The 12,641-nt window shown below is 47.4% G+C and carries 9 protein-coding genes and 3 tRNA genes; 4 read left to right on the forward strand and 8 right to left on the reverse strand.

Going from position 1 to position 12,641, the window contains the following annotated elements; all coding sequences use genetic code 11:
• Nucleotides 1-55 precede the first annotated feature (55 nt).
• From AC1XTG_RS21575 to AC1XTG_RS21610, 8 genes are all read right to left on the reverse strand, one after another.
• Nucleotides 56-1,066: a glycosyltransferase gene (locus tag AC1XTG_RS21575; RefSeq protein ID WP_484843402.1), complete on the reverse strand. Its 1,011-nt coding sequence runs from the start codon at nucleotides 1,064-1,066 to the stop codon at nucleotides 56-58.
• Complete coding sequence (locus AC1XTG_RS21580) at nucleotides 1,056-1,691, reverse strand: polysaccharide deacetylase family protein (protein ID WP_484843403.1); 636 nt, start codon at nucleotides 1,689-1,691, stop codon at nucleotides 1,056-1,058. Before AC1XTG_RS21580 ends, AC1XTG_RS21575 begins: the two co-directional genes overlap by 11 nt.
• A 127-nt stretch (nucleotides 1,692-1,818) precedes the next feature.
• Entirely contained in the window at nucleotides 1,819-3,327 is a 1,509-nt protein-coding gene (locus tag AC1XTG_RS21585; protein ID WP_484843404.1) for a glutamate synthase subunit beta, read from the reverse strand.
• A 57-nt stretch (nucleotides 3,328-3,384) separates the two neighbouring features.
• The gene (gene gltB / locus AC1XTG_RS21590; RefSeq protein ID WP_484843405.1) at nucleotides 3,385-7,968 is read right to left on the reverse strand and encodes a glutamate synthase large subunit; all 4,584 of its coding nucleotides are present in this window, start codon (nucleotides 7,966-7,968) and stop codon (nucleotides 3,385-3,387) included.
• A gap of 417 nt (nucleotides 7,969-8,385) precedes the next feature.
• Nucleotides 8,386-8,808 carry an STAS domain-containing protein gene (locus AC1XTG_RS21595; protein WP_484843406.1) on the reverse strand — a complete coding sequence of 141 codons (423 nt, stop codon included), beginning with the start codon at nucleotides 8,806-8,808 and terminating at the stop codon, nucleotides 8,386-8,388.
• Nucleotides 8,809-8,864: 56 nt separating this feature from the next.
• The gene (locus tag AC1XTG_RS21600; RefSeq protein ID WP_484843407.1) at nucleotides 8,865-9,797 is read right to left on the reverse strand and encodes a phosphoribosylaminoimidazolesuccinocarboxamide synthase; all 933 of its coding nucleotides are present in this window, start codon (nucleotides 9,795-9,797) and stop codon (nucleotides 8,865-8,867) included.
• Between the two features lie 14 nt (nucleotides 9,798-9,811).
• Nucleotides 9,812-10,531 (reverse strand): hypothetical protein, encoded by a 720-nt coding sequence (locus AC1XTG_RS21605; protein WP_484843408.1) that lies wholly within the window; start codon nucleotides 10,529-10,531, stop codon nucleotides 9,812-9,814.
• A gap of 40 nt (nucleotides 10,532-10,571) precedes the next feature.
• Nucleotides 10,572-11,534, reverse strand: a complete 963-nt coding sequence (locus tag AC1XTG_RS21610) for a vWA domain-containing protein (RefSeq protein ID WP_056283561.1) — start codon at nucleotides 11,532-11,534, stop codon at nucleotides 10,572-10,574.
• Nucleotides 11,535-11,664: 130 nt separating this feature from the next.
• On the opposite strand from AC1XTG_RS21610, the gene AC1XTG_RS21615 reads away from it, so the two are divergent.
• From AC1XTG_RS21615 to AC1XTG_RS21630, 4 genes are all read left to right on the forward strand, one after another.
• Nucleotides 11,665-11,751: transfer RNA gene (locus AC1XTG_RS21615), tRNA-Ser, on the forward strand.
• A 76-nt stretch (nucleotides 11,752-11,827) separates the two neighbouring features.
• Nucleotides 11,828-11,901: transfer RNA gene (locus tag AC1XTG_RS21620), tRNA-Pro, on the forward strand.
• 75 nt (nucleotides 11,902-11,976) lie between these two features.
• Nucleotides 11,977-12,050: transfer RNA gene (locus AC1XTG_RS21625), tRNA-Arg, on the forward strand.
• Nucleotides 12,051-12,327: 277 nt separating this feature from the next.
• The gene (locus AC1XTG_RS21630) at nucleotides 12,328-12,570 is read left to right on the forward strand and encodes an ISAon1 family transposase N-terminal region protein (protein ID WP_484843412.1); all 243 of its coding nucleotides are present in this window, start codon (nucleotides 12,328-12,330) and stop codon (nucleotides 12,568-12,570) included.
• Nucleotides 12,571-12,641 lie beyond the last annotated feature (71 nt).

Below are 12,641 nucleotides of genomic sequence, written 5' to 3' on the forward strand. Positions count from 1 at the left end.
AGTCCCTTTAGGGATTTAGGGTATGAAAGCCGAGAGCCGACAGCCGACAGCCCTCTCAGTACTCCCTCCCTTTCCAAACGGTCTTCCCCGGTGAATAATAGTTCAACAGCATGATCGGACCGATGCTTACCATGTAGAACCAGAATAACAATGCGGCTTTCCATAGGTCGGGTTGTTTCAGCATAATTATCGCGATCAGGGAAATGACCGTAATCAATAGGTAATACTGAATAACGCTCGTTATGGGATCAATGGGGAGCCAGAGCGATACCAAAAAGAGCAGGGGTACGATCAGTGATGAAACGAAAAGGCTGAGCTTGGTGACCCAGAATGATTGCATAACTCCCTGCATCCACCTTCTCCGCTGTTTCAGAAGTTCAGAAAAAGTATTTACAGGCTCCGAAATGCTGAGAACCTCTTCTTTGTACGCCATTTGAAAGTCAAAACGGCTGTCTGCAATCGCGATAAAGAGTGCGTAATCCTCCACGATCGAGAATCCAATCTTCTCATAACCTCCGATAGCGAAATAAGCTTCCCGGCTTACCGCCATATTATTGCCCATTCCGGTAATGGGAATTTTGAGCAGAGAAAAAAATCGGGTGACGGTCAATGCGAAAAGCCACTCCATCGAAAGCAGATCAGCCAGGAAATGTGACTTTTTCATTCTTGTAAGACCGACAACAACACCTGTATTTGGTTTGAAGTGCGGGAGCATTTCTGCAACCCAGCCGGGCTTCACGGCGATGTCCGCGTCGCAATAGAAAAAGTAGTCACCGGTTGCGAAGTGTGCCAGCTGAGCCAGCACGTTGGCTTTTCCTTTTAGTCCCGCAAGCTGACTGGTGATTTTGTGATATTTAAATTGGGGTTTGTCAATGCAAAATTGTTGTACGAGTAAAGCTGTATGATCGTCTGAATTATCGTCTCCGATCAGTATTTCAATTTCTCCTTCCGGAAACCGGAGTGCATTCAGCGATTGCAGGCACCTTTCTATATTTTGTTCCTCATTTCGGGCTGCTACAAGGATACTGATGCGCGCGTGCCTGTTTTCAATAGAATCAAATGCCATTCCACTTCATTGGTAAAGCTTCGAAAGTAAACCCTTTCTCTGCGTAATGTTCAAGATACCTGGGCAAGGTAAACTGCATATTCCTGGCGGCTTTGATGCTGTCGTGAAACAGCACAATGGATCCGTTCCGGGAGTATTGTATCGACTTTTGCAAAACTCTATCGGGAGTCAGCTCCTGTGAAAAATCAGCAGTCAGCACATCCCACATAATGATCTTCCTGTTTTGCAATACTACTTTCGACTGCGTTTTCCTTATTCTCCCATAAGGCGGGCGGAACAGAACCGTAGATAAAGCCAGTTGCTCGTCGCATTTCTGAATATTACTGAGGTATTCCTGGTCATCAGTTTTCCACCCGTTCAAATGGTTGAACGTGTGGTTACCAATAGTATGCCCGGCCGCCAGCACTTTGCTGAAAATATCGGGATGCTTTCGCACATTGTCCCCAATGCAGAAGAACGTCGCCTTCGCATTGAAATCCCGCAGGGTGTCCAATACAAATTCTGTTATATCCGGAATCGGGCCATCGTCAAATGTGATGAAAAGCTTTTTCTCATCCGTCTTAATGCGCCAGGTAAACCCGGGGAAAAATGCCCGTAGCCAGAATGGGGAATTGTGTAAAAACATGAACTATGTGTCTGTTCTGACGAAATTTTCGACCAAATATAGGGGTATCAAAAGTAAGAAGCTGCCCGGATTGGACAGCTTCTTGTCAAAAGATATTGGAAGACAGACTTGGATTGTCTGTTATTGATCAGGCGTGCGCAAATACCGGATTGAACATGGACAATGCTTTTGCTTCCAAAAACGATTCTCCTGTCAGGAATTCATCCACAGCTCTGGCAGCCTCGCGGCCTTCGCTGATCGCCCAAACTACCAAAGATTGTCCGCGGCGACAGTCTCCTGCTGCAAACACTTTTTCATTGGTAGTAGATTGGTAACCATTGGTTTTGATGTTTCCTCTTTCGTCAAATTCCAGTTCCAGGTCGGTAAGCAGACCTTCCTGTTGCGGGTGCAGGAAGCCAGCGGCCAGGAATGCCAGCTCACACGGAATGTTTCGCTCGCTGCCAGGTACTTCTGCCATTTGCATTCTGCCCGTCTCAGGATCTTTCTGCCAGTCCAGATCAACGATTTTCAGCTCTTTCAGATTGCCGTTTTCATCACCTACAAATTCCTTGGTGTTGATAGACCAATGTCTGTCGCAGCCCTCTTCGTGTGAAGTCGACGTGCGTAGCATCATCGGCCAGTTTGGCCACGGCGTACTTGCGTCACGTTCTTTTGGAGGGATCGGCATTAATTCGATCTGGGTAACGGATTTCGCACCGTGACGACCCGAAGTTCCTACACAGTCAGAACCAGTATCACCACCACCAATTACGACAACATGTTTGTCTTTTGCGATTATCTGTCCATTCACATAAGCAGCACCACGGTGATCGAATTCAGGATTGATACCGGCTACTCTTTTGTTTTGCTGGCTCAAAAACTCCATTGCGAAATGCACGCCTTTCAAATGGCGGCCCGGAATTTTCACGTCCCTCGGCACAGTAGATCCCATTGTCAGGATAACCGCGTCGAACTCGTTGGTCAGTTCATCAGCTTTGATATCCACACCTACATTTACATTGGTACGGAATTCAACGCCTTCTGCTTCCATTACTGCAAGGCGACGATCGATAACGGATTTAGCGAGCTTGAAATCGGGAATACCGTAGCGTACCAATCCGCCGATCTTATCAGCTCTTTCCAGCAGCACTACTGTATGACCAGCCTGGTTAAGCTGGTATGCAGCCGCCAGGCCTGCAGGTCCTGAACCCACAACGGCCACTTTCTTGCCGGTGCGTGTTTTAGGAATGCGTGGTTTTACAAGGTCCAGCTCAAATGCTTTTTCTATAATGGCTTTCTCGATGTATTCGATAGCTACCGGTGGCTTGTTAATGCCAAGTACACACGAAGCTTCGCAAGGAGCCGGGCAGATGCGGCCGGTGAATTCAGGGAAATTGTTGGTTGACGAGAGAATCTCGTAAGCCAGCGCCCAGTTTTCATCGTAAACTGCATCATTGAATTCGGGAATGATATTTCCGAGAGGACAACCATTATGACAAAAAGGAATGCCGCAGTCCATACAACGGGCCGCCTGCTGTTTGGAATTAGAGTCCGTAGGTGCCGTTTCAATCTCACTGTAATCCCTTATGCGCTCATCAACACTTCTCTTTTTAGGCAATTCCCTTTCAAACTCTAAAAATCCGGTTGGTTTTCCCATTATTAACTTCTTATTAAATCGTTATTCAAATTGATTAACTAACTGACAGAGAAAATTTTATTGGTGAACAACATCTACCACGATGTCTTTATAAACCACATTCTTGTCTGCTATCTGCTGCGCAAGCGTGATGCCGCGACCTTCCAGCGCTTTTCTGAAATCGGAAGGCATCACTTTCACAAACTGCTTCACAGACTGCTCCCAGTTCTGGATCAGCTGGAATGCGATATTGCTGGTAGTATATTGGAAATGTTTGTCAAGATACTCGCGCAAAATGCCCTGGTCTTCTGCATTAAGCGGTTCCAGTGAAACCATTTCCATATTTACCTTTTCACGGAAATCGCCCGCTTTGTCAAGCACGTAAGCTACACCGCCCGACATACCTGCTGCGAAGTTCCGCCCCGTTGAGCCGAGGATAATCGCCAGACCACCTGTCATGTATTCCAGTCCATGGTCGCCCACACCTTCCACTACCACCTTCGCACCAGAGTTACGCACGCAGAAACGCTCTCCGGCGGTTCCGCGGATGTAGGCATCACCTGAGGTAGCGCCGTAGAATGCAACGTTACCGATGATGATATTTTCTTCCGGTTTGAATTTCGAATCGCGGTCCGGATAAACGATCAGCTCAGCGCCGCAAAGTCCTTTTCCGAAGTAATCATTGGCATCGCCTTCCAGTTCCAGCCGCACCCCATTGGTATTGAATGCACCGAAGCTCTGGCCCGCTGTACCGCGGAATTTGAAATGGATATTCCCTTTTGGAAGTCCTGCGCCGCCGTGCTTTTTCGAAATCTCGTTCGAGAGCATGGTTCCAAGCGAGCGGTTCAGGTTGTTTACCGGGAATTCGCCATAGATTTCTTCTTTGTTTTCCAGTGCAGGTTTCGCTGCTTTAATCAGCTCAATATCAAGGATACTGTCGATCCCGTGATCCTGCTCTTCCTGCTTGAATTGTGCGACAGACAAATCCCCTTCTTTATAAAGGATGGCGTCGAAATTCAGGTTTTTATATTTCCAATGCTTGATATCATTGCGTAGTTCAAGATACTGCGCTTGTCCAACCATTTCATTCACAGTACGGAAACCAAGCTGTGCCATGATCTCACGCAATTCCTGCGCCATGAAAGTGAACATATTCACCACATGCTCCGGCTTGCCCGAGAACAATGCACGCAGCTCTTTGTTTTGCGTAGCCACACCTACCGGACAGGTATTCAGGTGACATTTACGCATCATAATACAGCCAGCGGCAACGAGCGCAGCAGTAGCCACACCCCATTCCTCGGCACCCAGCAATGCTGCGATAGCAAGGTCGCGACCGGTACGCAGCTGTCCGTCAGCCTGAACGGTAACTCTTCCGCGCAGCTTATTTTTAACCAGCGTCTGGTGCGTTTCGGCCAATCCAAGCTCCCAGGGCAAACCTGCGTGGCGAATGGAGCTCAATGGAGATGCACCTGTTCCTCCATCATAACCTGAGATCAGGATGTGATCTGCATGTGCTTTCGCCACACCGGATGCAACTGTACCAACACCCGCCTCAGAAACCAGCTTCACGCTGATACGTGCCGCGCGGTTTGCATTTTTAAGGTCAAATATCAGCTGCGCCAAATCCTCGATAGAGTAAATATCGTGGTGGGGCGGGGGAGAGATCAGGCCTACTCCTGGTGTAGAGTGACGCGTGCGTCCGATCCAGTCATCTACCTTAAATCCTGGAAGCTGTCCGCCTTCGCCTGGTTTTGCACCCTGCGCTGTTTTAATCTGCAATTCCCCTGCATTGCTCAGGTAGTGGCTGGTAACCCCGAAACGGCCGGAAGCAACCTGCTTGATCTGAGAGTTCATGCTGTCGCCATTTGGCAAAAGCTTGTAACGCAACTCGTCTTCACCACCTTCACCAGAATTGGATTTGCCACCAATGCGGTTCATCGCAATTGCTAGGGTAGTGTGTGCTTCCCACGAAATCGAACCGAAGGACATTGCCCCGGTTGCGAAACGTTTGAATATACTTTCAACGGGTTCAACCTGCTCGATCGGAATGGATGTTCCTTTCTTGAAACGCAGCAGTCCGCGTAATGTTAATGCCTTGTGACTTTGATCGTCGATCAGCTTCGAGAATTTTTTGAACTGCTCGTAGCTGTTGTTCCGCGTTGCCTGTTGCAGCATGTGGATCGACTGCGGGTTGAAAATGTGCGCTTCGCCACGCTGCTTCCATTGGTATACACCGCCCACTTCCAGTCTTGGCTTGTGCTCGGGTGTTTCATGGTAAGCTACTTTATGGCGCACCAGGATCTCACGTGCAATCTCGGAGATACCCATTCCGCTGATGCGGGAAATGGTACCGGTAAAGTATTTATCAACCACATCTTTGTTCAAACCAACACACTCGAAGATCTGAGCACCCTGGTATGATTGCAAGGTTGAGATCCCCATTTTGGAGAAGATCTTCAAAAGCTCTTTGTTAACTGCTTTGATATAGTTGTAATGCAGTTTTTCATCCGTAAATTCTCCATCGATCATGCTTTTCTTATTCATGTAAGAAAGCGTTTCGAATGCCATATACGGACAGATACCCGCAGCACCGTAACCGATCAGTGTCGCTACATGGTGCGTTTCCCAAACATCGCCGGCTTCAACCAGCAGACCCACTTTTCCTCTCAACCCTTCGCGGATCAGGTGGTGGTGAATCGTGGCAGTAGCAAGCAGTGAAGGAATCGGAGCGTGGTCGGAGTCGATCGCGCGGTCCGACAGGATCAGGATTTCAAATCCGTCTTCGATAGCATCCACTGCATAGCGGCAAATGCGTTCCAATGCGCGTTCCAGTGCTTTTCCGCCTTCGTCAGCACGGAAGTATGTATTAATTGTTTTTGCCTGGAAACCGTCTTTATCCACAAAACGCAGCTTGTCAAATTCCTGAACGGAAAGCAGCGGATGCGGCAATGCGATCTGGCGGCAGTGTTTCGGGGTTTCGGTTAAAATATTTTCGTTACCGCCCACAAACGAAATCAGCGACATGATAGACCGTTCCCGGATCGAGTCGATCGGTGGGTTAGTTACCTGTGCAAAAAGTTGCTTGAAGTAAGTCGATAAATGCTGGCTTTGATCAGAAAGTACTGCCAAAGGAACATCTGTACCCATTGAACCAATCGCTTCCAGGCCAGTCTGCGCCATAGGGGCCAGGATCATCCGCAAATCTTCGGATGTATACCCGAATGCAACCTGGCGTTTCAGCAATGAAGCCTCATCGTAAGCCCGGTAAGTACGGATCGGGTGATCAAGCTGATCAACGTGCAGCTTGTTTTCATCCAGCCACTTTTGATAAGGCTGCGCCGAGCAGACGGATGCTTTGATTTCTTCGTCAGGAATAATACGTCCCTGCTCCATATCTACCACGAACATACGTCCTGGCTGCAGGCGGCCTTTCATCACAACGCGCGACTGGTCTACTTCCAGAACACCTGCTTCTGACGCCATGATAATGGTATCATCGTCCAGTACCCAGTACCTGGAAGGACGAAGTCCGTTCCTGTCAAGGGTAGCGCCCACCATTTTTCCATCGGTGAATGAAATAGAGGCAGGTCCGTCCCAGGGCTCCATAATAGCCGCGTGGTACTCGTAAAACGCGCGTCTTTCCGGATCCATTTGCTCGTTTCCGTCCCAGGCTTCCGGGATCAGCATCATCATTACATGAGGTAGCGAGCGACCTGACAAGTGCAGCATTTCAATGGCATTGTCCAGGTTAGCAGAGTCCGACTGGTTTCTGTCGCAAATCGGCAGGAGCATATCCATTTCCTCTTTCGTGAAGAAATCGGAGTGGAAAGATTTCTCCCCGGCGCGGATCCAGTTTACATTCCCTTTTACCGTGTTGATCTCGCCATTGTGAGCGATATACCGGAAAGGCTGCGCAAGCTCCCAGGAAGGGAAAGTGTTGGTCGAGAAACGGGAGTGGACTACTGCCAGTGCAGATACCACGGATTCGTTTTCAAGATCAGGGAAATAATATTTCAGCTGAGCAGTCGTCAGCTGTCCTTTGTATGAAATGGTGCGGCACGAAAGCGACGAGTAATAGAAGCTTTTTGCACCACCTTTTACAGTGTCTTTGATGAGCCTGGTTGAAACCTGACGCAGTATGAATAGCTTCCTTTCGAAAGCCGCATCGTCGGTGATATCATCCGGGCGTTTGATGAAAACCTGCTCCACAGCGGGCTCCACAGACAGTGAGCCTTCGCCCAATGTATTGTTAAGCGTAGGTACCTTCCTGTATCCGAGCAAATGCAGGCCAAGCTTTTTCATTTTTCGGTTCAGGATATCACGGCATTCCTCGCGGATGGTTTCATCGCCGGGAAAGAAGATCATTCCTACTCCATATTCTCCCGCAGGAGGAAGGTGGAAACCGAGCTTGGTAGATTCCTCTACAAAAAATTCATGTGGCAGCTGAATCAGGATTCCGGCACCATCGCCTGTGTTCGGGTCAAAACCGGTTGCGCCCCTATGTTCCATTCTTTCTAACATATGAATGGCGTCAGCCACGATCTGGTGTGACTTGCGGCCCTTAATGTTAGCCCGGAAACCTATTCCACATGCATCATGCTCAAATTCCGGGCGGTACAGTCCCTGATTTTCTACCATTGATTCAGACATTTGCGACATTTAACTGAGATTGTAGCGTAATTACCAAATTCGTAATTAGAATTTGTTTAAATAACAGAGTTAAAAAAATTGCTAAGACACCTTTGTGTTATGAATAGGGTAAAGCCACGCAAGATAATCATAAAAAATATTTGGCTTATTACGACAATGGCAAAATTTTCTACCAGCTTGTGTTTTTTGATTTTTTCGTCACAATTATTATAAAAATATTGATAAAAAGGCAAGAAGCAGCCACAATCCTTGGTAAAATGGAAATGAAAAAGCTGGTTTTTGGCTACTTGGAAGATTGCAAAATGCGCCTTGGGAAAATGTCAAAAAGGGGGAGAAAGGAGGAGGGAGGGCAGGGAGGGAGGTGTCAGTAAAAAAGCCACTTCCGGTGTTACTCAGAAGTGGCTTTCCTTTTTGAGAATGCTATTATCAGGGCTCTTTGGATTCGCTTACGCCTTCATAATCCTCGTCGTCGTAATCATCGTCGCCGGCACCAAACTGGTTTTCCAGGTTATGCATGAAAACCGCGTCGATCGCCTCTTCCTTCGTCGGAAGGATATTCAGGTCCGGGATCTTCAATCCTTCGAGCAAATCGATAAAATCATCGTCACGCGTTACGATCACCAGTAAGCCAAGATCATTGGCACACAACCAGTTTATTTTTTTCAATATCGCGGTACCCGGCGCATCCACCGATTTAACGGTTTGCATGTTGACAATCAGGCTGTGGTATCCCTCCCTGAAAAGCGACCGGGCAGTATCTTCGAATGCTGCCGGTATATCGCCCGCAAAAGCAGGCTCTTCCAGCTCGATATAGACGTATTGTTCTTTCTTTTCCAGTTTAAAGTTCATTGTTGGTGTTGTTTGGTCAAAACAATAGTTTGAATGAAATTTTCTAAATCAGCTTTTTATAGTGTTCTGAGGATTGCTTCCTCAATTCTTTTAAGCGGGTTGTCCAGGTTGTTCTTCTGGAAACTGTTACCGGTGACTTTTTCAAAAAGCTCTATATAGCGCGCAGAAATCAGTTCTATGCGTTCGTCGGTCATTTCCGGCACCGATTGTCCCTCTTTTCCCTGGAACCCGTTTTGAATCAGCCATTCTCTTACAAATTCCTTGCTAAGCTGCTTCTGGGGTAATCCTGCCTGTTGATTTTCTGCGTAAACATCCTGGTAAAAATACCTGGAAGAATCCGGTGTATGGATTTCGTCGATCAGGTAAATAACTCCGTCAATTTGCCCGAATTCATATTTAGTATCCACCAGTATCAATCCCTGATCTGCTGCCATTTCGGTTCCTCTTGCAAAGAGCGCGAGCGTGTATTTTTCAAGCTGTGCATACTCGTCTTCGCTCACAAGTCCCTGTGCAAGTATCTCTTCTCTTGAAATATCCTCATCGTGGCCTTCGTGTGCCTTTGTAGTGGGCGTGATGATTGGCGTCGGCAGCTTGTCATTTTCTTTCAGCCCATCGGGCAGAGACACGCCGCAAACAGTGCGTTTGCCAAGTGAATACTCGCGCCAGGCATGACCAGCAAGGTAGCCTCTCACCACCATTTCCACCGGGTAAGCCTGACATTTCAGACCAATGCTCACATTGGGATCGGGCACTTCCAGCAGCCAGTTTGGTACGATATCGGAAGTTGCATTTAAAAAGTGCGCTGCTATCTGGTTTAAAACCTGTCCTTTGTACGGTATTGCGCGGGGCAGTATCACGTCAAATGCGGAGATCCGGTCGGTAGCAACCATCACGAGGCGTTTCTCGAAAGAATAAACGTCCCTCACTTTTCCTTTGTAAAATCCTGTCTGTCCTGGAAACTGGAAGTTGGTTCCTGAAATGCTATTCATGTTTTATATTAAAATTACCACTCTATTTCGTCGTTCTTCTTGGCTTGGCTATTGTACTGCTTCCTGCGGAGCTGGTAAATATATTGGCTTTCGTTCGATTTCATCGCATCCAATATCGCCCTCGCCTGATCCTCAGACATATTCATTTGTTTCAGACTTTTCAGCAGTTCTTCTTTCTTGGCATCGTTGGTCAGCTCGCGGCCGTCCGTCTGCGGACTCGGTTCTGCCGGCCGGTTTTCCTCCATTTTGTTCTGCTGGGCCGACTTTTGTTTCTTGGTAAGCACATCCGAATCTGCCTCCTGACCTGAAAAATTCTTTTTCAGGATAATGTAATTCTGCCGTGCGAGGTCATTTCCAGGTTCAAGCCGCAATGCGGTTTTCAGACTGGCCAGAGCATTGGCTGTATCTTTCCGTTCCACTCTGATCAACGCAATCTGTGTGTTGGCAATGGAAGCAATCGATTGATCATCAATGTCGCTCAGCAGAAGATAGTGCTTCAATGCGACATTGTATTTCCGCATACTGTAATAAGAGTGGGCCAGATTGAGCCGCGCTGCCGGGTCCGAAAAAATGGACCCATAGGTGATCTGACTGTAAAGGTCTGCGGAACGTGCGAATTCTTTGCTTTGGTAGGCTTGCTCAGCGTCAATTTTGCGCTGATTCGCTTTGGTGATGGAATCGAACGTCCGGTTATCCCAAAGCCAGAGCAGGACATAAAGAACAAGAGCGGTCATATCGATCGTGATATTGAAGCGCAAAAATAGAAATTGATCGTTACAGTCGGAAGGTTCCGATGGTAATTAAAATATCCAGCAGGATCAGAATAAGGGCCGCGCCAAGGAAGTAGTAGTATTTGTTACTAACCACAGTGATAGTACGTGAATCTACCAGAGTACCTTCCTGCTGGTTCACATCATTGAGCAAACGGTTCATTTCGTTCCTGGAATTGTTCAGCTCGTAGTAATTTCCACGGGATGCATTCGCCATTCCCTGCAAGAAACTCTCGTCAACGCGGCTGATGATCAGCTTATCGTTTTGGTCCATTAACGGTTTCCCATCCTGCTGAATACTGATTCCTACTTTTGTCCCAACCCCGACTGCATAAAAGCCAATCCCGAAACGCCGGAGGTTATTATAAAGCGAGCTGCTGCACGCGCTGGCATTTTCCCCATCGGTAAAGAGCACAATCATTTTCGATCTTCCGGTCGGATCCGATGCATTCATCAGCTTGTCGTAAGCCAGTTCCACGGAGGGGCAGATGTTGGTGCCGCTTGTGGGCAGCAGATCGGTTTGCAGCGACTGGATAAATAATTCCAGTGCATTGCGATCATATGTCAGGGGTACGTGGATAAAAGCTTCGTTGGAGAAAACAATAATTCCGACCCGGTTGGCTACTTCATTCTGTACAAAACGGTTGATCTCAAACTTTACCTTTTCAAGCCTCGACGGAGTCACGTCAGCAGCGTCCATTGACTTGGACAGATCAACAACCAAAAAAACATCCTTACCCTTCGCTTTGATGTCTCTTTCGGCCTCCCCGAACGAAGGTCCGAGCAGACTAATGATCAAAAGTGAGAAGGTAATGGTCCGTAAAAAGAGTTTGATGATAAGCGTCCGTGCGGTGGTTTGCAGCTGTCGGGCAATGCGTACGGTGCGAATAATGTAGGCTACGTATACGAAGATGAAAAAAAATACAAAAAAATATTCAGTGCTTCCAAAGGGATAATTCCAGTTCATAATGAACGTCTTGGGTAATTTTAATCTTCGCCAAAAATAGGCATTTGCAGCTTCTATTAAAGTTTTTTTGCGCGAATGTTTGCTTTTCTGAAACGCAACCCTCTATATTTGCAACCCAGAACGGAAAGAAGGAGGGATGGGTGAGTGGCTGAAACCAGTAGTTTGCTAAACTGCCGTACTCGCAAGGGTACCGCGGGTTCGAATCCCGCTTCCTCTACACCGATCTAAAAATAGAGTAACAAGAGGAGCTGATCCTTGACGAAATCAGAATCAGCTTAACAAGTAAAATACCTCGGGGAGTGGCGCAGCCCGGTAGCGCATCTGGTTTGGGACCAGAGGGTCGCAGGTTCGAATCCTGTCTCCCCGACAACAAAAAAGGCAGTAAGCCGTATGCAGATACTGTTTACTGCCTTTTTCTTTGAAAGAGTAAATCAAGTTTTCCGGTCCCGTAGCTCAGTTGGATAGAGCAACTGCCTTCTAAGCAGTAGGTCTTTGGTTCGAATCCAAACGGGATCACGTAAAGGCACACGAAAGTGTGCTTTTTTCATTTATAAATAAATTCGAACAAGGCAGGTGGCAAAGCAACTGCCAGGACTACTTAAGGATCAGTCCTAAAACTTGGGGGGCGGCGAAAAATGTATTTGTTTTGCGATGAATCAATATTGAGCGCATTGCAAGAATCCTATTTAGCCCTAGTCCGCTTCCTGTTACCTGAGGACATCCTCGGCTAGGCGCCCCCGATTACTTCGAACTTTCTAAAATCGTTGAAGGCTTAACAGGCCTGCACATCTATCTGGAAGAAAAAAATCTCCCTCCTTCCGAATACAAAGACCAAAAGTTAGAATCAAAAGGCTTCCTGCCCGAGATTTACGTCCAAGATTTTCCCATTCGCAATCAGAAGGTTACGCTTTGCATTAAGCGTCGGCGCTGGGAAGTCAAGGATACGGGTGAGATTATCAGCAGGGATTGGAATATTGTGCAACGGGGGACTCGGATGACCAAAGAGTTCGCCGATTTTTTAAAAACAATATATTGATAATAATCCTGTTAGTTGTTCTCAGTTAGGCAAATACTTTCATCTCGACGGCAAGCAGCTTCAACAGCAGT

Source organism: Dyadobacter sp. HNCC25DJ183 (assembly GCF_056895175.1).